The sequence below is a fragment of the Nonomuraea maheshkhaliensis genome (genome assembly GCF_039529435.1).
Classification (GTDB): Bacteria; Actinomycetota; Actinomycetes; order Streptosporangiales; family Streptosporangiaceae; genus Nonomuraea; species Nonomuraea maheshkhaliensis.
Window position 1 is genome coordinate 69550 of the sequence record NZ_BAAAMU010000035.1, and the last position, 21097, is coordinate 90646.

Consider the following 21097-nt stretch of genomic DNA (forward strand, 5'->3'; position numbering starts at 1 on the left):
CGCCGAGCCTACGTCACCGCCCTCGACGTCAGAAGGTCAGTCCCGCCCAGGGTTTCGGGCTCCACGCCATCGCGGTGGCGAGCCGGCGTACGGCGCCCGCCGAGTGCTCGCGCAGCAGGCCCGCGTCGAACTGCTGGCCGAGCAGGCCGTCGCCGAGGTACGCCGAGCCCAGCGAGGCCACCGGCAGCGTCACGTCCGGCTCATCCTCGACCGGCACGCACTCGGCGCCCGACGAGCCGGCGGTCAGGCGCCAGCGCCGGGCGTTCCACGGGCACATCTCGTCCTCGACCTCGATCACCAGGTCGACCGGCGTGCTGTAGGAGCGCGCGGACAGCGCGGGGCCGACCTCGACCAGGCGTACGTAGAGCTCGTCCGCCCAGCTCGCGCGGAGCTGACGGGAGTCGGCCAGCAGCGCGATGAGCGGGTCGTCGACCGGCCGGCCGCCCGACTGCACCTTGGAGACCAGGTCGCGGTCCAGGACGCTGCGCCAGAGCAGGGCGTAGGCGGCGGGGTCGGTCGCCTCCAGCTCCTGGAGCTTCACGGTGCCGTTCGGGATGCCGTTGTCGTCCCAGGCCGACTTGAGGCGGAACAGCGCGTAGCCGCGCACGCCCCGGTCGTCCTCGGCCAGGATCGAGCGCCACGGGCCCGCGCCCTGCTGGTCGGCCTCCTCGTCGGCCAGGAGGCTGTTCCAGAAGTGGTCGTTGCGCTCGTACCGGCCGGGGCGCTGCGGGACGACGGAGGCGAACAGCTTCTCCAGCTCGGGCCGCACGTCGGCGGGCTTGACCACCCTGAGCCTGAGCGACGGGTCGGAAGGGGCGCCGGGGACGAACGCCGACTTGTGGGTGTCGATCTGGAAGAACAGCTCGCTGGAGGCCCTGCCGTAGCCGTACCGGCCGTAGATGAGCGCCTCGGAGGCGTAGAGGGCGGCCACGAACTCGCCGCGCGCCCGGATGTCGTCGAGCTGCCTGCGCATCATCGAGGACAGCACGCCGCGGCGGCGATGCGAGGGAAGCACGCTGACCGCGGTCACCCCCGCCACGGGCAGTCGTCCGCCGGGAACGGTCATCGCGAAGCTGTAGATGCCGGTGACACCGACGATCTGATCGCCGTCGAAGACGGCCAGCGTACGGTCGAACTCGGTCTCGGCCTTCCACCGCTCGGCCTGTGCGGGGTGTGGCGTCCAGCCGAACCCCTCCTCGAGCACCCGGGTGTAGGCCGGCCACTCTGACTCGTCAATCGGACGGATCGGATAGGTCATCCGTCCAAGGTAGGAGCGGGCAAAGGGGGACGGCCACCCAATATCCGTGCTTAATGATCAAGGCGTTGGTCAAGTGGGCTGCCCAAACACGGGTCAGACCGATACAGTCAGGCGCATCATGAGTTCCCGACCAGCGCCGCTGATCCCGCCACGGGTCCGTGCGGCCCTGATACGGGTGCCCTTCCTGGTGCCTGTCGTCCGGTTCGTCCGGAGGGTGCTGCTGGCCCGCGACCGCAACCTGCTCATCACCCTGATCGTGCTCGCGCTCGTCATCGGGGTCCTCGCGGCCGAGGTCTCGACCGAGTGGTTCTCGCCCGCCCTGCTCATCCTGGTCACGCTCATCGGCGGGCTCCAGCTCCGGCTGGGCAGCCTGGTCAAGCTGCTCGTCGGGGTGGGGGCGGCGCTCGGCTACATCGCCGTCAACCTGGGCGTGGGCCGGGTCGGCCTCGGGCTCACCGTGACGATCGTGTTCACCACGGTGCTCGCCGTGCTGATGGCCCGCACCCGGGGCAAGCTGGGCGTGCAGGGGCTGCGCGGCGACGCGATGCTGCTGGAGCTGCGCGATCGGCTCAGGAGCCAGGGCGAGCTGCCCCAGCTGCCGAAGGACTGGGGCGGCAAGGTCGTGCTCAAGCAGGCGGGCGGCTCGTCGTTCGGCGGCGACTTCCTGGTCTCCATGCGCGACGGCAACTCCGTCGAGATCGCGCTGGTCGACGTCTCGGGCAAGGGCGTCGACGCGGGCACGAGAGCGCTGCTGCTGTCCGGCACGTTCGGCGGGCTGCTCGGCTCGGTCGAGGACTTCCTGCCCGCGTGCAACGCCTACCTGCACAGGCAGCGCGGCGACGAGGGCTTCGTGACCGCGGTGCACGTACGCCTCGACCTCGACACCGGCGACTACACGATCACCTCGGCCGGGCATCCGCCGGTGGTCAAGTTCGACGCGGGCACGGGCAACTGGCAGGTCGCCACGGCCAAGGGCGTGGTGCTCGGCGTGGTGCCCGACCTGCACTGCGAGCCCGACAGCGGCACCCTGCGCCGGGGCGACGCGCTGCTGCTCTACACCGACGGGCTGATCGAGCAGCCCGGGCGCGACATCGACGCCGGGCTCGACCGGCTGCTCGGCGAGGCCGAGCGGCTGCTGCCCTCGGGCTTCCGCGACGGCGCCAGGGCGCTGGTCAACGCCATGGCCTCAGGGCACAACGACGACTGCGCGCTGGTGCTCATCTGGCGTCCCTGAGCCGCCGACCCGTGACCTTTTACACGGTGCGGTCGTGACAGCGTTCACTGGCAGCGGGTGCGTGCGGCTGGCAGGCTCTACGTGTTCGGGTCCCGGCGGAGCGGCGCGGCTCCACCGGGTCCCGTCACAGGCTTGAGCTCCCGCCTACAGCCAGCCGGAGTCGCTCGCGATGCGTACCGCGTCGAGCCGGTTCCGCGCTCCGGTCTTGCACATGATGCGCGACAGATGATTGCGTACGGTCCCCACCGACAGGAACAACTCGTCGGCGATCTCCGTCGAACGAGCCCCGCCCGCCGCGGCCCGCAGCACGTCGAGCTCCCTCCGGGTCAGCGGGTTGGTCGCGCACTCGAGGGCGGCCACGGCGAGCTCGGCCTCGATGGCCCGCCGCCCGGCCGCCACCTGCCGGATGCCCTCGGCCAGCCGCTCAGGCGGCACGCACAGGCTCATGAAGCCCAATGCGGCGCCGGCCAGGGCCGCGCGCACCTGCGCGGGGTTGGGCGCGGCCGACAGCAGCAGCACCCCGCACCCTGGCACGTGCTCGGCCAGCGAATCCGCAGCCGCGGGCTCCCCGGGCAGGTCGAGATCGACCACCGCCACGTCGGCCGCGGCCGCCCGCGCCGCGCTCACCGCCTCCTGAGCGTGCCCCGCCTCGGCGACGACCCGCAGGCCAGGCTCGGCCGCCAGGGTGACGAGCAGGCCACGGCGCACCAAGGGCAGGTGCTCGGCGATCAGTATGCGGATCAAGACGTCCCCCTCCGTCGTTCTCCCAGCGTGATCGCTTGATCGCGCACTGTCAATGCCCGTCGGAACCGGTAAGCCGTACGGTGTGGCGAGTTCGACTACTCTGGGGCTGTCGGACCCTTCGTCTGTCCTGTCGTCTGCCGGGAGCACACCTCGATGAACTGGCTCTACGTCGTGGGGATCATCCTCTTCCTCCTCGGTCTGATGGTCTCCATCGCGCTGCACGAGCTCGGCCACCTGGTGCCGGCCAAGATCTTCGGCGTCAGGGTGACCCAGTACATGGTGGGTTTCGGCTCCACGGCGTGGTCGCGGCGCAAGGGCGAGACCGAATACGGCATCAAGTGGATCCCGTTCGGCGGCTACATCCGCATGATCGGCATGCTCCCGCCCCGCCCCGGCGACGAGCCGGGCAAGCTCAGGAGCACCGCCACGGGCCCGTGGCAGGGCCTGATCGAGTCGGCCCGCGACGCCGCGCAGGAAGAGGTGCGGCCGGGCGACGAAGACCGCGTCTTCTACCGCAAGAAGTGGTGGCAGAAGGTCATCATCATGTCCGGCGGCCCGGCGATGAACTTCGTGCTCGCCTTCGTCTTCTTCAGCATCCTGCTGGTCGGCATCGGCCTGCCCGCCTGGGCCCCGATCGTCTCGCCCGAGACCCACACCTGCGTGATCCCGATCTCCGAGCAGCGCGCCCAGTGCGCGCCCGGCGACAAGCTGACGCCCGCCGCCCAGGCCGGCATGAAGCCCGGTGACCGCATGGTCTCCTTCGACGGCCAGAAGATCGGCTCCTGGGACGACGCCACCCGCCTGATCCGCTCCCACGGCCCCGGCCCGGTGCGACTCGGCATCGAGCGCGACGGCAAGCCGATGACGCTCAGCGTCACGCTCATCGCCCAGGACCGGCCCAACCTCGAAGACCCCGAGAAGATCGACAAGAACGTCGGCTTCCTCGGCGTGCTGCCCACCGAGGTCATGGAGAAGCAGAGCCTCGGCCAGGTCGTCGGCTACATGGGCGAGCTGACCGCCCGGGTGGCGGGCTCGCTGCTCAACCTGCCGGAGAAGATGGTCGGCGTCTGGCACGCGGCCTTCTCCGGCGACGAGCGCGACCCCGAGGGCCCGGTGGGCGTGGTCGGCGCTGGCCGCATGGGCGGCGAGATCCTCGCCTCCGACCTGTCCACCGAGAAGAAGATCGCCATCTTCGTCAACCTGCTGGCCGGCTTCAACCTGGCGATCGGCATGTTCAACCTCATCCCGCTGCTGCCGCTCGACGGCGGTCACGTCGCCGGGGGCCTGTGGGAGGGCATCAAGCGGGCGTACGCCAAGGTCATGAAGCGGCCGGAGCCGGCCTACGTCGACATCGCCAAGGTGCTGCCGCTGACGTACGCGCTCGCGATCGTGATGATGATCATGGCCGGTCTGCTCGTCTACGCCGACCTGGTCAACCCGCTCACGCTGACCAACTGACGCCCCCTGAACATGACGCGGGGCCCGTGCCGTCTCCTCGGCAGGGGCCCCGTTCGGCTTTCCCGGCGTCAGTTCATCGAGATGTGCACGTGGTCGAAGTGGTTCTCGGTGATGCTGCCGCGGTTCGACATCGTTCGCCAGCCCGACCCGTGGTTGATCCGCTGCTTCCAGATCACGTACTTGACGCCCAGCTTGCCCTTGTTCGCCAGCGCCCAGTCCGCCAGCCGGTCGCCGAGGGCGTTGTTGGCCGCCGACGGCATCGAGCCGCCCGTGCTCATCATGAAGTCGCAGGCCCGGCCCAGCGGGTGCTCGCCGCTCGCGCCCGCGCGGAAGCAGCCCACGGAGAACGGCAGCGCGAAGTTCTTGGCCACCTGGGCCTTCATCAGCCGCGTCCGCGGGGTGATGTGGTCAGGGCCGGACGGCAGTTGCGGCGCCCACGAACCGTCGGAGTTGCGGCCCGTCGCGAACGGCACCAGATCCTTGAGCTTGTCCTCGATGTCGTCGATGACCTTCTCGGCGTCGTCGCGCTGACTGTCCACCTCGGCCGCGTCGGCCTTGATCCTGGTCGCCAGGGCGGCGGCCTCCTTGCTGGCCTTCTCCTTGTCGTCCTTGGCCTTGGCCACGCTCTGCACGACCGCCTGCTGCTCGGCCGTCAGCTGTTCGAGCAGGGCGGCGCTGCTGCCGCGCTCGGGGGTCATCAGGAAGGGGAGCGAAGGATCGGCGTTCTGGTAACGCAGGCGGGCGATCTCGGCGACCCGCTGCTCGGCCGTGGCCAGCGTCTGCTCGGCGGTGGCCAGCCTGGCCTTGGCCGCCTCGGCGGCCTGCTGGGCCTTGGCCAGCTCGACGCGCCTGAGGTTGTACTTCTCGATGAGCTTGTCGACCTTGGTGTTGAGCTGTTTGAGCTGCGCCCGGAGCTTCGCCTCCGAGGGTTTGGGGGCGGCGGACGCCGGAATCGCCGGAAGGACGGCGACGGCGGCGGCGGTGATCAGACCGATGGCAAGAGTCGCGGGGGACGAAGCCGCCACGTAGGTGTTCCTCTCCCTCTGCCGGCCGGGTTAGCTGACGGGTTCGGGCATGGGAGTGCGCCCTACCACCGAAGCGGATTCACCCCAGGTGCGGTTTCGGGTCCCCGGCTCCCGGGCCACGCGCCCGGGATTAGGCAAGCGACGGCTGTTATGGCCGGTGCTTATGGGGATATTAGTGGTAGATCACGAGTCATGCGACCTTAAGAGGAAATCAATTAGTGATCTACTTGTGATCGAAGCATGCGCGCCGCCTCCTCCGGCAGCACGTCGTTGACGAAGGCGCCCATCGCCGACTCCGAGCCGGCCAGGAACTTCAGCTTGTTCGGCGCCCGCCGGATGCTGAACAGCTCCAGGTGCAGGTAGGCCAGCTCCCTGTCCTGGCGTACGGGCGCCTGGTGCCAGGCCGAGATGTACGGCATCACCACGCCGAACAGCCCGTCGAAGGCCCGCAGCACCGAGGTGTAGAGGGGGGCGAACGCCGCCCGCTCCTCCTCCGTGAGCGCCGCCAGGTCCGGCACCTGCCGGTGCGGATACACGTGCACCTCGAACGGCCAGCGCGCGGCGGCCGGCACGAACGCCGTCCACAGCTCGTTGGCGGCCACCACCCGCGTCCCCGCAGCCCGCTCGGCCGCCAGCACGTCGGCGAACAGGTTGCCCGGCCCCCGATGGCGGGCAGCCGCGCCGAGTTGCAGCTTGGCCTTGGGCGTGACGTACGGGTAGGCGTAGATCTGGCCGTGCGGATGGGCGAGCGTGATGCCGATCTCCTCGCCCCGGTTCTCGAAGCAGAAGACCTGCTCCACGCCGTCGATCCCGGAGAGCTCGGCCGTGCGGTCGGCCCACGCCTCCATGACCAGCTCCACCTGGGCGTCGGAGAGCCTGGAGAAGGAGGAGGAGTGGTCGGAGGTGAAGCACACCACCTCACACCTCCCCACGCCCGGACGGACCTCGCTCAGTCCGCCCACCTCCTGATAAGTCCCGAAATTTGTGGAGAAAGAGGGGAAGCGGTTCTCGAACACCACCACGTCGTAGTCGTGCGCCGGGATCTCCGTCGACCGCTCGTCCGACGACGGGCACAGCGGGCACTCCGACGTGCCGCCGGTCGGCAGGAACGTACGCGTCTGCCGGTGCCCCGCGACCGCGATCCACTCCTCGGTCAGCGGGTCGTAGCGCAGCTCGGAGGCCACCGGCCGGGGGTCGAGCGTCCGCCGGTCGATCGCGCTCCTGTCGGCGTCGTCCCGCCGGTCGAAGTAGATCAGCTCCCGGCCGTCGGCCAGATGGGTGATGGTGCGCTTCACTGCGAGCCCTCCGCGATGATCAATTGCCCGGCCCTTTCGGCCAGGTCGGTGCGTGCGTCCTCGGGCAGCCCCGCGTCGCTGATGACCACGTGGGCCTCACTCAGCTCGGCGATGGTGCTGATGCCGACCGTGTTCCACTTCGTGTGGTCGGCCGGGACGACCAGCCTGGTCGCGGCCGTCACGAGCTCTCTGTCGGTCTCCGACTCCAGCAGGTTGGGCGTGGTGAACCCGGCCCGCACGCTCATCCCGTGCACGCCGAGGAAGAGCGTGTCGACGTGCAGGCGGCGGATCGCCGCCACCGCGACCGGCCCCACCAGCGCGTCGGACGGCGTGCGCATCCCTCCGGTCAGCACCACGGTGCGGTCGGTGCGCGGGTTGCGGTGGAAGACCTCGGCGACCGGGATCGAATTGGTGATCACGGTCAGCTCGGGCACGCCGATCAGATGATGGGCCAGCGCCCACGTGGTCGTCCCCGCCGACAGCGCCACGGCCGTGCCGGGGCGGACCAGCCCCGCCGCGTGCCGCGCGATGGCCTCCTTCTCCTGCTGCTGGCGGGCGGACTTGGCGGTGAAGCCCGGCTCCTCGGTCGAGCCGGGGCCGAGCGCGGTCGCGCCGCCGTGCACCTTCTCCAGCAGCCCGCGCTCGGCGAGCACCTCCAGGTCGCGGCGGATCGTCATGTCGGAGACGCCGAGCTCGCGTACGAGGTCGGCCACCCGGACGCCGCCGTGGCTGCGCACGCGTTCGAGAATCGCCTGCTGACGCTGCTGTGCGAGCACGCCCGCTCCTTCCAACAGATTCCACCAAATTATGACACGAAATTGTTGGGGAATGTTAGTTCGCCGGGATCGCTTGCGCTGGTCAGCGTGGGGAGAGACGTTGGGAACTGATGCCGTACCCGATCACCCTGTACTCGATCACTTTGTATCCGATCACTGGGAGGCGAGCTCCATGGCCAGGCGCGCACGCAAGGGCAAGGCACGCAAGAAGAAGAAGGCGAACCACGGCAAGCGCCCTACCGCGCGATGACGGCCGGGTGGCCGCCGCCCCTCCCTTCCGAGGCGGCCACCACGGCTCAGTTCCAGGCCCGTCTTCGACCCGGCCACCGTGGCTCAGGCGTCGGCCCCGTCCCCGTCCCCGGACACCATGACTCAGGCCTCGGCCCCGTCCCTGACGAGGACGGCCGGCCGCCGCGGATGATCGGCCCGTACGACCACATCCGCCGCCTCCTGCGGCCTGACCTCCCGCTCGTAGCGCCGGTAGGCCGGCAGCCGCCACCTCTCGTCCTCGGGCGTGCCGCGTTCGAGCGCGCCGGGCGACAGCCACAGGTGCACGCTCACCTCGAACGCCAGCCCCCGCCCCAGCAGCAGCGTCCCGTCCACCAGCACCACCCCGCCGGGAGCCAGCTCCTCGTACGGCATCCGGTAGGCCCGGTCGATCACGCTGTCCCACAGCGCCGGCAGCACCCGCCCCGACCCTCCGGGGTTCAGCGGCTCCAGCACCTCCCTGCGCAGCGCCCCCGCGTCCAGCCAGTCGTCGTAGAAGGCGTCGGGATCCGTCCTGCCGTACTCCAGCCGCAACGAGGCGGGCCGCAGGAAGTCGCCGGCCGACACCCGCAGCACCGGCCGCCCGCGCAGCCGCAGCGGCGCGACCAGCTCGTCGGCGAGCGACTCCGGGCGTGCGGAGGGGGCGCCGTCGACGGCCACCCGCCCCCACGAGCCCGGCGGTCTGTCGGAGATCAGCTCGGCCAGCTCCTCGACGAGGGCCTCACGGGAGATCGGTCGCGCACGCATCGCCCTCAGCTTACGAGCGGGCCTCATGCCTTCGACAACGCGGCCGGGCGCCGCCTAGATTGCCGTGATGAGCCACTGCGACTGCGGCGCGAACGCCGGCCCGCTCGGCGTCTGCGCGGACTACTACCACGAGGTCCTGTCCGAGGAGCAGCGCGACCCGGAGATGTACCGCTGGCACGCGGTCGTCGTCTGCGCCTACCTCCTGCAACACCCGCCCGGCGGCCCCGACCCGTATCTCGACGACCAGTACCGCCTGCTGCAGTTCTACGCCGGCAAGGGCCTCGACGCCCTGACCCGCCTCCAGGCCCACCGTGTGGCCCGCAACAACCACCGAGTCCGCGCCGCCGTCGACACCCGCCCCCTGACCCCGTACGCCCCGCTTCCCGCGACCCGGCCCGCCGGGGGATTCCGCACCACGTTCAGCGACCTGCCGTTCCAGGACGGCACCTTCCTCGCGGACGGACACGCGGCATACGGCCACCGCATCGACGCCATCGCCCGGGCGACCTTGGAGACCTACGGAGCCCCGCGACACGGAGAGACGACAAAGGCCAGGTAGCCGAAGCCGACCTGGCCTTTCACGCCCTGAGAGCGGACGACGGGAATCGAACCCGCGTAGCTAGTTTGGAAGACTAGGGCTCTACCATTGAGCTACGTCCGCGCGAACCGGTCGAACTCTGGTCTAGACTTCATCCGGTCGTCAGGGCAAAAGCGTACCGGAGTCGCGGACCGCATGCGCACTCGACGAGACGGGGCGTGGCGCAGCTTGGCAGCGCGCTTGCTTTGGGAGCAAGAAGTCGCAGGTTCAAATCCTGTCGCCCCGACTGGGAGATGCAGGGCAAGGCCCCGTTTCACTTCGGTGAGACGGGGCCTTGCCGTTTCCCCGCCCAGGGCCGCTACCTCGTCAGGCAACGCGGCTGGGGCCGCCCCCGGTCGTACACCTCTTCCCGGTGTACGACCGAGGGCGGCCCGTTTCGTGCTTCTGGGGGTTACCTGCAAGGCGACGAGTCGTCGGTCCGGCGCGCTGCCGGCCCGCTGAGGCGTCCTCCTCGGCAGGAGAGGCTCACTCGTCGGCCTGTGCGTCCGCGTCCTCCAGCGCGAGGTCTTCGGCGACGTAGTCGGCGCTGTGCTGCATGAGCCTGGGCCGCTCGACGTTGACCTTGATGTCGCACTTGGTGTCGATGTGGACGTGGGCGGAACGGTACACCGGGCCGGTGCCGCACACCGTGAACACGTTCGGCGACTGACGGTCTTCGGCCATCGCCGCGCCGGGACCCGTGATCGCCCCGGCCGCGAGCAGGGCGACGGCCACGGCGAATGCCCCGCTCATCTGACGTGCCTTCATCTTGTGCTCCTCTATGTTTCCTGAGCCCCGATCAGGATCGATCGGAAGTCACAGAAAGTCATATTCCTGCTACACAACGTAGTCAATCGGTCCAATGTGTCTTCGTATCGGAAAGGTTCATCAATAGGGACATTTGATCCACTCGGCACCTAGGTGCGTACCTGTGAGGCGACCAGCGCGACGACCGTCAAGGCGAGCGTGAGGGTGCACCTAGGTACAGGTCGGCTCGGCAGCTGGCCCGATGGTGGGGGAAGGGGCCGTTTTCCTAGCGTCGGAGGCATCGTTCGATCATCTAGGAGGCGGCAGAGCATGACTACTCCAACGCGACGCGGCACCGCCGGCCGGGTCGGCAACGTCGCCCTGTGGGGGCTGCAGATCGTCCTGGCCGGGTTCTTCCTGATGTCGGCCCTGGGCAAGTTCGGCAACGCTGAGCCGGCCGCGTCCACGTTCGCGGCGATCGGGTGGGGTGACTGGTTCAGGAACCTGACCGGCGCGCTGGAGGTCGCCGGGGCGGTGGGGCTGCTGGTGCCGCGGCTGGCCGGGGTGGCGGGGCTGGCGTTCGTGGGGCTGACGGCGTGCGCGGCGCTGGTCGAGGCGTTCGTGTCCGGGGGCGGCGTCTTCATGCCGCTGGCCGTGCTCGTGCTGTGCGCCGTCATCGCCTGGGGACGCAGGGACGGTACGGCGCGTCTGTGGGCGGCGCTCTCCAGGCGGTGAGCGAGTCGGCGCGCCGCTCGCCCGCGAGGCAGGCGCGCCGACGCGCGGCCGCTGCCGCGTCGCCGCGGTCGGCTCCAACGCCGCTCCCGGTCAGCTGCGGGCGAAGTTCCACGGCTGCGTCGCCGACGGGAACGGCCGCCCCGGCGCCTCACGTCCCGGAGAGCGCTCGTCCGGTCCCTCCTGGACGGATCCCCGGCCCTGCGCCACGTATGCGGGGACACCCCGGAGGACTTCGTGGACAACGTCAGGGACGACACCGAACGCGCCGAGGCCACCCGCATCCTCCAGGCGGATCACCGGACCGGCGCCGGTAGGGTCGGGCTCCGTGAATGACTCCGTGAAAGACACCCGGATTCCCCCTCCCTTCACCGGTGACGAGCGCGCCGTGCTCGGCAACTGGCTCGAATGGCACCGCGCGACCCTGGCGTTCAAGTGCGCGGGCCTGTCGGACGAGCAGCTGCGCGTGCGCTCGGCGCCGCCCTCGTCCCTGTCCCTGCTTGGCCTGGTCAGGCACATGGCCCACGTCGAACGGGTTTGGTTCCGCCGCGTGCTCGACGGCGAGGACCTGCCCAAGCTGTGGGACAAGGACCGCGACAACGACGCCGACTTCAACGACGTGGACACCGCCTCGGTCAAGGAGGCGTTCGAGGTGTGGCAGGAGGAGATCGAGCGCGCGCGGGCCATCTCGGCGGCCAAGCCGCTGGACGCGGTGGGCGACCGCAACGGGCGGGAGTGCTCGCACCGCTACGTCCTGGTGCACGTGATCGAGGAGTACGCGCGCCACAACGGTCACGCGGACCTGCTGCGCGAGCGGATCGACGGCGCGACGGGCGACTGACGCGAGGGTGAGGGCGAGGGCGGCTGATGCGAGTGCGGACGACGGCGGCGAAGCGCACAAGCCTCAGCCGTCGGCGCGGAACAGCCGCCTCAGCCGTCGGCGCGGAACAGCGCCCAGACGGCCTTGCCGCCGCGGGCCAGCGGGTCCCATCCCCAGCACTGGCTGTAGGTCTCGACGATGTAGAGGCCGCGCCCGTTCTCGGAGATGAAGTCGGGCTCCTTGGGCCGCGGCACCTCGTCGCTGGGGTCGGCCACCGCGAGCAGCACGTGGGGGGCGACCCGCATCAGCAACAATTCGATCTCACGGCGCCCCGCGGCGTACATCGCGTACCTGACCGCGTTCGTCACCAGCTCCGACACGACCAGCGCGGCGTCGTCGCTCAGGTCGTGCAGGCCCCAGGCGCGCAGCGTCGAGCGGGTCACGTCCCTGGCGGTCTTGACCGAGTCGGCCTGAAAGGGGAGCGGACACGCGGTCGTGCCGGGTTTGCCGCCCATGAGCAGACGGTCGAAGCCCACGTCACGCGTGATCTGGAGGCAGTCGGCAGTGGCCAGAGGGTCCTCCACCATGCCGCCGATACCTCCCCGTTCAACCTTGGTTAGTGCATGTTTGGCCCAATATGCACTAAGCCATCATGGGTCACGAACGCGGCACCTGCAAGACCCAAATGCACGTGCAGTTGCAATGTGCAGGAGCAAGCGGCGTTTTGGGCGCATAGGTATCCGAATCGGACACGAGGTTGAGACCTTGTCATACCCGGCAATGTGGTGTCACTGTGTGTGCGGACCTTGATAGGAGGCAAAGTGACGCAGAACCAGCCGGGTTCCGGGCCGACGGCGCTGCGCATCCTCCTGGGCTCCCAGCTGCGCAAGCTCAGGGAAGCGAAGAACGTTACTCGTGAGGAGGCCGGCCATCTCATCCGGGGGTCGGAATCCAAGATCAGCCGAATGGAACTCGGCCGGGTGGGGTTCAAAGAACGCGACGTTGCGGACCTGCTGACCCTGTACGGGGTCGTCGACGACCAGGCCCGCTCCGCCGTGCTCGACCTGGTGACCACCGCCAACGAGCCTGGCTGGTGGCACCGGTTCAACGACGTCCTGCCCACGTGGTTTCAGGCGTACGTCGGCCTTGAGGAGGCCGCCGCCAGGATCAGGACCTACGAGGTCCAGTTCGTGCCAGGACTGTTGCAGACCAAGGAGTACGCAAGGGCCGTCGTGACCGCCGGTTCGGCCGGGATCGCGGCGGAGGAGATCGCCAGAAGGGTGGATCTCCGGCTGGAGCGCCAGAGGATGCTGGACAGGCCGGACGGGCCGATCTTCTGGGCGGTGATCGACGAGGCCGCTCTGCGGCGGCCCATCGGCGGCGCCGAAGTGATGAGGGCCCAGCTCGAGCACCTCATCGACCTGATGCGCCAGCCCAGCATCACGATCCAGATCATGCCGTTCAGCTTCGGCGGGCACAGCGCGGAGGGCGGCGCGTTCAGCATCCTGCGCTTCCCCGACAATGATCTGCCCGACGTGGTGTACGTGGAACAGCTCGCGAGCGCGCTCTACCTGGACAAGCGTGAGGACGTGGACCGATACACCGAGGTGATGGAGCGGCTGTGCGCCGTGAGCACCACTCCGGATGAGACGATCGAGTTGCTGAGGACGATCGCGGACGAGTTCTGAACGCGGCGGCGTCGTGGTTGGGTACGCATCTGCCCTAGACTGGCCATCGGCGTTGGAACCCGCCGTGGCGGAGCATGCCCAGCGCTTTATGTGGGCGCGGCGCGTGAGCCGTACCGATGGACGCGCCCGCGATCACTCGTAGCTTGATCAAGGAGACCATTCCGTGAAGACCGCTGTCGAGGAGCTCAGCCCGACCCGGGTCAAGCTCACTGTCGAGGTGCCGTTCGACGAGCTGCGCCCGAGCATGGATGCGGCGTACAAGAAGGTCGCGCAGCAGGTGCGCGTCCCCGGGTTCCGGCCTGGCAAGGTTCCGGCCCGCATCATCGAGCAGCGCTTCGGCCGGGCGGTAGTGCTGGAGGAGACCCTCAACGACGCCGTGCCCAAGCTCTACGGGCAGGCCGTCGACGAGGTCGACGTGTTCCCGGTCAGCCAGCCCGACATCGAGGTCACGAGGATCGACGACGGCGAGCAGATCGAGTTCACCGCCGAGGTCGACATCCGGCCCAACTTCGAGGTGCCCGACTACGCGGGCGTCGAGGTCACGGTCGACTCCGCCGAGGTCTCCGACGAGGACGTGGACAGCCAGCTCGACGCACTGCGCCAGCGTTTCGCCACGCTGACCGGCGTGGAGCGCGCCGCGACCAGCGGCGACTTCGTCGTCATGGACCTGCGCGCCGAGATCAACGGCGAGAACATCGAGGAGCAGCAGGCCAACGAGGTCTCCTACGAGGTCGGCGCCGGCTCCGTGCTGCAGGGCCTCGACGACGCCCTCGAGGGCATGTCCGCGGGCGAGGAGAAGAGCTTCAAGACCGAGCTCGTCGGCGGCGAGAACGCCGGCGAGGAGGCCGACGTGATCATCAACGTCAAGTCGGTCAAGGAGAAGGTCCTGCCCGAGCTCGACGACGAGTTCGCCCAGCTGGCCAGCGAGTTCGACACGCTCGATGAGCTGAAGAACAGCATCCGCGAGCAGGCCCGCCGCAACAAGCTGATCGACCAGGTCGTCCAGGCCCGCGAAAACGCGCTCGACGCGGTGCTCGAGAAGATCGACATCCCGCTGCCCGACAGCGCGCTCAAGGCCGAGGTCGACGCCCGCAAGCACAACCTCGACCACCAGGTGGCCGAGAGCGGCCTCAGCCGTGACGCCTTCTTCCGTCTCTACCAGACGACGGAGGAGGAGCGTTTCGCCGAGTTCGAGACCAACTCCGCCCGCGCGATCAAGGTCGGCTTCGTGCTCGACAAGATCGTCAAGGCCGAGGAGCTGGGCGTCTCCGAGCAGGAGCTGACCAACTTCGTGGTCCGCCGGGCGATGGAGATGGGCGTCCAGCCCAACGAGCTGGCCAAGCACCTCGCCGACAACGACCAGCTCACGCTGGCCATGGTCGAGATCGTCCGCGACAAGGCCAAGTCGGTGCTGGGCGATGCCGCCAAGGTGGTCGACAGCAACGGCAACGAGGTCGACCTCAAGGCCATCTACACCGAGATCAACGGTGCCGAGCCCGTCGAGGAGGAGGACGAGTCCTCCGCGGAGAAGGCCGACGACGGCAAGGCCGAGGCGTAACCTCCGGCCCCGAGTCACCGCGAGCCCCCGGATCCCGTGTCCGGGGGCTTCGTCGTTCCCGCGCACGCCTCCGCTCCGCCACCCCGGCAGCCACCCCGGCAGCCACCCCGGCGGCCGGCTCGCCGCCGGCGAGGGCGCTGGGGGCGCTCAGACGGCTTCTGAGGGGATCGGGGGCCTGGCGGCTGGCATGGGGGCCGACCGGCGTCCGCGTGCGTGGGACCGCCCCTTGAGCGCCCCAGGAAGGGCGCGCCTCCCAGGACGAAAGCCGGATGAACGTGCAAAGAGCAGCGGCCGTACGTTCGCCCGAACCTGCGCCGTCAGCGAACAGCCCGGGTGAGCGGGCATGAGCTGTAGGCGGCGCGCGTTAAGGTCACAAGCAAAGCCAATCGATTACGACGCATCGGAAGGTGACGCTGTGACCAGCCCGCCGACCTTCTATCAGCCTGAGTCGCGAGGCCGTGAGAACGGCTCGTCCTTCCGGCTTGAGGACCAGCTTTACCAGCGCCTGCTCCGCGAGCGCATCATCGTGCTCGGGCAGGAGGTCAACGACGAGATCGCCAACCGCATCTGCGCCGAGCTCCTCCTGCTCGCCGCCGACGACCCGGAGCGTGACATCACGCTCTACATCAACTCGCCGGGGGGCTCGGTGAGTGCGGGCATGGCGATTTACGACATGATGGAATATGTGCCCAACGACGTGTCCACGGTGGTGATGGGCATGGCCGCCTCCATGGGGCAGTTCCTGCTGACCGCCGGGGCGCCGGGCAAGCGTTACGGCCTGCCGCATGCCCGGGTGATGATGCACCAGCCGTCGGGTGGCATCGGTGGCACCGCCGCCGACATCGCCATCCAGGCCGAGCAGATGCTCTACGTGAAGAAGACGCTGGCCGAGCGGATCGCCTTCCACACGGGGCAGCCGCTGGACCAGATCGAGGCCGACTCCGACCGTGACCGCTGGTTCACGGCCGAGGAGGCCAAGGACTACGGCTTCATCGACCACGTCGTGCGCAGCGCGCGGCAGGTGCCCTCCGCGGGCCCGGTCTCCTAAGGGGGAGCTGACATGAACATCCAGAGCCGCTACGTTCTCCCCTCCTTCGTCGAGCGCACGTCTTACGGCGTGAAGGAGATGAACCCGTACAACAAGCTCTTCGAGGACCGCATCATCTTCCTCGGGGTGCAGATCGACGACGCGTCGGCCAACGACGTGATGGCCCAGCTGCTCACGCTGGAGTCGCTCGATCCCGACCGTGACATCAGCATCTACATCAACTCGCCGGGTGGCTCCTTCACCGCCATGACGGCGATCTACGACACGATGCAGTTCGTCCGGCCGGAGATCCAGACCGTCTGCCTCGGCCAGGCCGCCTCGGCCGCGGCCGTGCTGCTGGCGGGCGGCACCCCGGGCAAGCGCTTCGCGCTGCCCAACGCCCGGGTGCTGATTCACCAGCCGTCCACCGAGGGTGGCGGCCAGGGAAGCGACATCGAGATTCAGGCCCGCGAGATCCTGCGCATGCGCACGCTGCTGGAGGACATCGTGGCCCGGCACACCGGCAAGCCCTCCACCGAAGTCCGCAAGGACATCGAACGCGACAAAATTCTCAACGCGGACGAGGCGAAGGCGTATGGTCTGATCGATGACATCATCCCGTCCAGGAAGAAACGAGCTCAGGCCGTAGCTTCCTAGACGAGACGTGACGCGCCGGAGCGCTGCCCAATAGGGCACGTTCCGGTGCGACTCGCCGCTAGGGGGCTCACTGAGGGCCCAGAAGACGGTAACGTCGAAACCTGAGCGGTTCGGCCTAGTCCGGAGAATGTCCGGAGACACTGCTCGCGTGAGCAAGCAGGGCGGTCCCACGCAAAGGAGTATCTGGGGTGGCACGCATCGGCGACGGGGGAGACCTGCTGAAGTGCTCTTTCTGCGGAAAGAGTCAGAAGCAAGTCAAGAAGCTCATTGCCGGTCCAGGCGTCTACATCTGCGATGAGTGCATCGATCTCTGCAACGAGATCATCGAGGAGGAGCTCTCCGAGTCCTCCGAGCTCAAGTGGGACAACCTGCCCAAGCCGAGGGAGATCTACGAGTTCCTCGACGCCTACGTCATCGGTCAGGACAAGGCGAAGAAGGCCCTCTCGGTGGCGGTCTACAACCACTACAAGCGGGTGCAGTCCGGTGACCGGGGCAGAGACGACGGTCTGGAGCTGGCCAAGAGCAACATCTTGCTGCTCGGTCCGACCGGCTCGGGCAAGACGCTGCTGGCGCAGACCCTGGCGAAGATGCTCAACGTGCCCTTCGCCATCGCCGACGCCACCGCGCTGACCGAGGCCGGCTACGTCGGCGAGGATGTCGAGAACATCCTCCTCAAGCTCATCCAGGCCGCCGACTACGACGTCAAGAAGGCCGAGACGGGCATCATCTACATCGACGAGGTCGACAAGATCGCCCGCAAGAGCGAAAACCCGTCGATCACGCGCGACGTCTCCGGCGAAGGCGTGCAGCAGGCGCTGCTGAAGATACTGGAGGGCACCACGGCATCGGTGCCTCCGCAGGGCGGCCGCAAGCACCCGCACCAGGAGTTCATCCAGATCGACACCACCAACGTGCTGTTCATCTGCGGCGGTGCGTTCGCCGGCCTGGAAAAGATCATCGAGTCGCGCATCGGCAAGAAGGGCATCGGCTTCAACGCCGTCATCCGCTCGAAGGAGGAGGTCGACACGGTCGACGTCTTCTCCGACGTGATGCCCGAAGACCTGCTCAAGTTCGGCATGATCCCCGAGTTCGTCGGCCGGCTCCCGGTCATCACCTCGGTGCACAACCTCGACCGCGAGGCGCTCATCCAGATCCTCACCGAGCCGCGCAACGCGCTGGTCAAGCAGTACCGCAAGCTGCTCGAGCTCGACGGCGTGGAGCTGGAGTTCACCGACGGCGCCCTTGAGGCCATCGCCGACCAGGCCATCCTGCGCGGCACCGGCGCCCGCGGGCTGCGCGCCATCCTGGAGGAGGTGCTCCAGTCCGTCATGTACGAGGTACCTTCCAGGCAAGACGTCGCCCGCGTCGTCATCACCCGCGAGTCGGTCCTGGAACACGCGATCCCCACGCTCGTACCGCGTGACCAGCTCGCCGCCAAGCAGCAGCGCGCACCACGCGAGAAGTCGGCCTGAACGGCCCAGCCTGTTCATCCGGACGCCCCGTGGTCACCGACCATGGGGCGTTCCGCTTTCCCGTCTCCCTAGAATTGGTCACTGTGACAACGCCAGAGCTGCCTACCCAGTACACCCCGGCCGACGTCGAGACCCGTAGCTACGAGCGCTGGGTGTCCGAAGGCTACTTCCGTGCCGACCCGGGCAGCTCTCGCGAGCCGTACAGCATCGTCCTGCCGCCGCCCAACGTGACGGGCGTGCTGCACATCGGGCACGCGCTCGACCACTCCATCCAGGACGCCCTGACCCGCCGCGCCCGCATGCGCGGCCACGAGACGCTCTGGCTGCCCGGCATGGACCACGCCGGCATCGCCACCCAGAACGTCGTCGAGCGCGAGCTGGCCAAGCAGGGCAAGTCGCGGCACGACCTCGGGCGAGAGGCGTTCGTCGAGCGGGTCTGGGAGTGGAAGGAGGAGTCCGGCGGCCGGATCCTCGGCCAGATGCGCAAGCTCGGCGACGGCGTCGACTGGTCGCGCGAGCGGTTCACCATGGACACCGGGCTCTCGCGCGCCGTGCAGACCATTTTCAAGAAGCTGTTCGACGAGGGCCTGATCTACCGCGCCGAGCGGATCATCAACTGGTGCCCGCGTTGCCTGACCGCGCTGTCCGACATCGAGGTCGAGCACAGCGAGGACGAGGGCGAGCTCGTCTCCATCCGCTACTCCGACGAGATCGTGGTGGCCACCACCCGCGCCGAGACGATGCTCGGCGACACCGCCGTGGCCGTCCACCCCTCTGACGAGCGCTACGCCCACCTCATCGGCACGATGGTCGAGGTCCCGCTCACCGGGCGCATGATCCCCGTCGTCGCCGACGAGCACGTCGATCCGGCGTTCGGCACCGGCGCGGTCAAGGTCACCCCCGCCCACGACCCCAACGACTTCGAGATCGGCCGGCGTCATTCGCTGCCGTCGCTGACCGTCATGGACGAGCGCGGCGTCATCACCGCGCACGGGCCGTTCGAGGGGCTCGACCGTTTCGAGGCCCGCCCCGCCGTGGTCGCCGCGCTGCGTGCCGAGGGCCGGATCGTCGCGGAGAAGCGCCCCTACCTGCACTCGGTCGGCCACTGCTCGCGGTGCAAGACCGTGGTCGAGCCCCGGCTCTCGCTGCAGTGGTTCGTGAACGTCGCGCCGCTGGCCAAGGCCGCGGGCGACGCCGTGCGCGACGGACGCACCCGCATCCACCCGCCGGAGCTGGCCAAGCGCTACTTCGACTGGGTCGACGACATGCACGACTGGTGCATCTCCCGGCAACTGTGGTGGGGCCACCGCATCCCGGTCTGGTACGGGCCCGGCGGCGAGGTCGTGTGCGTGGGGCCCGACGAGGAGCCGCCCGCGGGCTACACCCAGGACTCCGACGTCCTCGACACCTGGTTCTCCTCCGGGCTGTGGCCGTTCTCGACGATGGGCTGGCCCGACCGCACCCCCGAGCTGGAGCGCTTCTACCCGACGTCGGTGCTGGTCACCGGCTACGACATCCTGTTCTTCTGGGTCGCGCGGATGATGATGTTCGGGCTCTACGCCATGGACGGCGAGCCGCCGTTCCGCGTGGTCGCCCTGCACGGCATGGTCCGCGACCAGTACGGCAAGAAGATGTCGAAGTCGTTCGGCAACGTCGTCGACCCGCTCGACTGGATCGAGCGCTTCGGCGCCGACGCCACCCGCTTCACCCTCCTGCGCGGCGCCAACCCGGGCGCCGACGTGGCGGTGAGCGAGGAATGGGCGGCCGGCTCACGCAACTTCTGCAACAAGATCTGGAACGCCACCCGCTTCGCCCTGATGAACGGCGCGGCCGTCGGCACGCTCGACGACGCCGAGCTGACCTCGGCCGACCGGTGGATCCTGTCCCGTCTGCAGACCGTCATCACGGCGGCCGACGCGGCGTTCGAGGAGTTCGAGTTCGCCAAGGCGTCCGACCTGCTCTACCACTTCGCGTGGGACGAGGTCTGCGACTGGTATCTGGAGCTGGCGAAGATCCAGCTCGGCGAGGGGCGTGAGCACACCAGGCTGGTGCTCGGCCATGTGCTCGACGCGATCCTGCGGCTGCTGCATCCGCTGGTGCCGTTCGTGACCGAGGAGCTGTGGCGGGCCGTCACCGGGGGCGAGTCGCTCGTCGTGGCGCCGTGGCCGGTGGCCGATCCGCGCTACGCCGACGCCGGCGCCGAGGCGGAGATCGAGGCGCTGCAGGAGCTGGTGACCGAGGTCCGCAGGTTCCGCTCGGACCAGGGGCTCAAGCCGGGCCAGAAGGTGGCCGCGCGGCTCGGGCTGGGCGGCACGCCGCTGGCCGGCCAGGAGAGCGCGATCAGGGCCCTGCTGCGGCTCACGGAGCCGGAGGAGTCGTTCAACGCGACCGCGCGGTTCACGGTGGGGGAGGTGACCGTGGAGATCGACACCGCGGGCGCCATCGACGTCGTGGCCGAGCGCAAGCGGCTGGAGAAGGATCTGGCCGCCGCCCGCAAGGAGGCCGCCCAGGCGACCGCCAAGCTGGGCAACGAGCAGTTCATGGCCAAGGCGCCCCAGGACGTGGTGGCCAAGGTCAGGGGCAGGGCCGAGCAGGCCGGCGCGGACATCGCGCGCCTCGAGGCCCAGCTCGCCGCGCTCGGGGTTTGAACAGTCCGCACGAGGGGAAGGTCCATTCGTTACCGAAGATGGACCTTCCAGGCCCGCGAGACTGCTAGAGTTTTCAGCGCGGGGCCGATCAGGTCCTGACATCCCAGTGAACGAACCCCGACTTTCGGGCGACTCCAGCCGCGCGGTTGGACAAGGGCCGAAAGTTAGAGTAAGTTAGCAGGGTTGCCTCGAAGAGAGGCGAGTCCGGAAGCTCCCGGATCGGGCGGTTTGACAAGGATCGTCCGGATCTGGTAGGCTGAAGGAAACGAAATGTGCGCCTCGCGCACCAGGGTCTCTCGGAGATTCTGGTGCGGATGTACGCGTCCGTTTCTTGAGAACTCAACAGTGTGTTAAAAGCCAGTGCATG

At 68.9% G+C, this 21097-nt stretch carries 20 protein-coding genes, 2 tRNA genes and 1 riboswitch; of the genes, 13 read left to right on the forward strand and 9 right to left on the reverse strand.

Features of this window, described 5'->3' with window-relative positions; translation table 11 throughout:
* Positions 1–28: 28 nt before the first annotated feature.
* Positions 29–1258: a GNAT family N-acetyltransferase gene (locus ABFX54_RS23970; RefSeq protein WP_346108208.1), complete on the reverse strand. Its 1230-nt coding sequence runs from the start codon at positions 1256–1258 to the stop codon at positions 29–31.
* Between the two features lie 118 nt (positions 1259–1376).
* Between ABFX54_RS23970 and ABFX54_RS23975 the strand changes: the two genes are divergently transcribed.
* A complete protein-coding gene (locus ABFX54_RS23975) occupies positions 1377–2492 on the forward strand; it encodes a PP2C family protein-serine/threonine phosphatase (protein ID WP_346108210.1) in 1116 nt (371 codons plus the stop codon).
* A gap of 144 nt (positions 2493–2636) precedes the next feature.
* On the opposite strand, the gene ABFX54_RS23980 is transcribed toward ABFX54_RS23975, so the two are convergent.
* The gene (locus ABFX54_RS23980) at positions 2637–3236 is read right to left on the reverse strand and encodes a response regulator transcription factor (RefSeq protein ID WP_346108212.1); all 600 of its coding nucleotides are present in this window, start codon (positions 3234–3236) and stop codon (positions 2637–2639) included.
* Between the two features lie 153 nt (positions 3237–3389).
* Between ABFX54_RS23980 and ABFX54_RS23985 the strand changes: the two genes are divergently transcribed.
* A complete protein-coding gene (locus ABFX54_RS23985; RefSeq protein WP_346108214.1) occupies positions 3390–4694 on the forward strand; it encodes a M50 family metallopeptidase in 1305 nt (434 codons plus the stop codon).
* Positions 4695–4762: 68 nt separating this feature from the next.
* Here the strand turns inward: ABFX54_RS23985 and ABFX54_RS23990 are convergent, their stop codons facing one another.
* From ABFX54_RS23990 to ABFX54_RS24000, 3 genes are all read right to left on the reverse strand, one after another.
* Entirely contained in the window at positions 4763–5719 is a 957-nt protein-coding gene (locus ABFX54_RS23990; RefSeq protein ID WP_346108216.1) for a coiled-coil domain-containing protein, read from the reverse strand.
* Positions 5720–5724: 5 nt separating this feature from the next.
* Positions 5725–5866, reverse strand: a riboswitch (cyclic di-AMP (ydaO/yuaA leader).
* Between the two features lie 68 nt (positions 5867–5934).
* Positions 5935–7014 carry a galactose-1-phosphate uridylyltransferase gene (galT, locus tag ABFX54_RS23995; protein ID WP_346108218.1) on the reverse strand — a complete coding sequence of 360 codons (1080 nt, stop codon included), beginning with the start codon at positions 7012–7014 and terminating at the stop codon, positions 5935–5937.
* Positions 7011–7790 carry a DeoR/GlpR family DNA-binding transcription regulator gene (locus ABFX54_RS24000; protein WP_346108220.1) on the reverse strand — a complete coding sequence of 260 codons (780 nt, stop codon included), beginning with the start codon at positions 7788–7790 and terminating at the stop codon, positions 7011–7013. The genes galT and ABFX54_RS24000 overlap by 4 nt, the downstream gene beginning before the upstream one ends.
* A gap of 172 nt (positions 7791–7962) precedes the next feature.
* Here ABFX54_RS24000 and ABFX54_RS57010 point away from each other — a divergent pair, with 172 nt between their 5' ends.
* Positions 7963–8040 (forward strand): 50S ribosomal protein bL37, encoded by a 78-nt coding sequence (locus ABFX54_RS57010; protein WP_371252575.1) that lies wholly within the window; start codon positions 7963–7965, stop codon positions 8038–8040.
* Positions 8041–8162: 122 nt separating this feature from the next.
* Here ABFX54_RS57010 and ABFX54_RS24005 read toward each other — a convergent pair whose 3' ends face one another.
* Positions 8163–8804 carry a nucleoside/nucleotide kinase family protein gene (locus ABFX54_RS24005; protein WP_346108222.1) on the reverse strand — a complete coding sequence of 214 codons (642 nt, stop codon included), beginning with the start codon at positions 8802–8804 and terminating at the stop codon, positions 8163–8165.
* Positions 8805–8871: 67 nt separating this feature from the next.
* Here ABFX54_RS24005 and ABFX54_RS24010 point away from each other — a divergent pair, with 67 nt between their 5' ends.
* Entirely contained in the window at positions 8872–9363 is a 492-nt protein-coding gene (locus ABFX54_RS24010; protein ID WP_346108224.1) for a DUF5946 family protein, read from the forward strand.
* A 31-nt stretch (positions 9364–9394) separates the two neighbouring features.
* Here ABFX54_RS24010 and ABFX54_RS24015 read toward each other — a convergent pair.
* Positions 9395–9465, reverse strand: a tRNA-Gly gene (locus tag ABFX54_RS24015).
* 89 nt (positions 9466–9554) lie between these two features.
* Between ABFX54_RS24015 and ABFX54_RS24020 the strand changes: the two genes are divergently transcribed.
* Positions 9555–9628 (forward strand) — tRNA-Pro (locus ABFX54_RS24020).
* A 239-nt stretch (positions 9629–9867) separates the two neighbouring features.
* Here ABFX54_RS24020 and ABFX54_RS24025 read toward each other — a convergent pair.
* The gene (locus ABFX54_RS24025; RefSeq protein WP_346108226.1) at positions 9868–10149 is read right to left on the reverse strand and encodes a hypothetical protein; all 282 of its coding nucleotides are present in this window, start codon (positions 10147–10149) and stop codon (positions 9868–9870) included.
* Positions 10150–10458: 309 nt separating this feature from the next.
* On the opposite strand from ABFX54_RS24025, the gene ABFX54_RS24030 reads away from it, so the two are divergent.
* Both ABFX54_RS24030 and ABFX54_RS24035 read left to right on the forward strand, forming a co-directional pair.
* Positions 10459–10863, forward strand: a complete 405-nt coding sequence (locus ABFX54_RS24030) for a DoxX family protein (RefSeq protein WP_346108228.1) — start codon at positions 10459–10461, stop codon at positions 10861–10863.
* 325 nt (positions 10864–11188) lie between these two features.
* Positions 11189–11701, forward strand: a complete 513-nt coding sequence (locus tag ABFX54_RS24035; RefSeq protein WP_346108230.1) for a DinB family protein — start codon at positions 11189–11191, stop codon at positions 11699–11701.
* 89 nt (positions 11702–11790) lie between these two features.
* Here the strand turns inward: ABFX54_RS24035 and ABFX54_RS24040 are convergent, their stop codons facing one another.
* A complete protein-coding gene (locus ABFX54_RS24040) occupies positions 11791–12267 on the reverse strand; it encodes an ATP-binding protein (protein ID WP_106253536.1) in 477 nt (158 codons plus the stop codon).
* A 234-nt stretch (positions 12268–12501) separates the two neighbouring features.
* Between ABFX54_RS24040 and ABFX54_RS24045 the strand changes: the two genes are divergently transcribed.
* The 6 genes from ABFX54_RS24045 to ABFX54_RS24070 all read left to right on the forward strand — a co-directional run bounded on the left by ABFX54_RS24045 (position 12502) and on the right by ABFX54_RS24070 (position 20730).
* Positions 12502–13368, forward strand: coding sequence for a helix-turn-helix domain-containing protein (locus ABFX54_RS24045; protein ID WP_346108232.1), 867 nt, complete (start codon positions 12502–12504; stop codon positions 13366–13368).
* A gap of 163 nt (positions 13369–13531) precedes the next feature.
* The gene (tig, locus tag ABFX54_RS24050; RefSeq protein ID WP_346108233.1) at positions 13532–14926 is read left to right on the forward strand and encodes a trigger factor; all 1395 of its coding nucleotides are present in this window, start codon (positions 13532–13534) and stop codon (positions 14924–14926) included.
* A 415-nt stretch (positions 14927–15341) separates the two neighbouring features.
* The gene (locus ABFX54_RS24055; protein WP_346108235.1) at positions 15342–15974 is read left to right on the forward strand and encodes a ClpP family protease; all 633 of its coding nucleotides are present in this window, start codon (positions 15342–15344) and stop codon (positions 15972–15974) included.
* Between the two features lie 12 nt (positions 15975–15986).
* Positions 15987–16610 (forward strand): ATP-dependent Clp protease proteolytic subunit, encoded by a 624-nt coding sequence (locus ABFX54_RS24060; RefSeq protein WP_346108237.1) that lies wholly within the window; start codon positions 15987–15989, stop codon positions 16608–16610.
* 188 nt (positions 16611–16798) lie between these two features.
* Positions 16799–18082, forward strand: coding sequence for an ATP-dependent Clp protease ATP-binding subunit ClpX (gene clpX, locus ABFX54_RS24065; RefSeq protein WP_346108239.1), 1284 nt, complete (start codon positions 16799–16801; stop codon positions 18080–18082).
* A gap of 83 nt (positions 18083–18165) precedes the next feature.
* Positions 18166–20730, forward strand: a complete 2565-nt coding sequence (locus ABFX54_RS24070; RefSeq protein WP_346108241.1) for a valine--tRNA ligase — start codon at positions 18166–18168, stop codon at positions 20728–20730.
* The last annotated feature ends 367 nt before the right edge of the window (positions 20731–21097 follow it).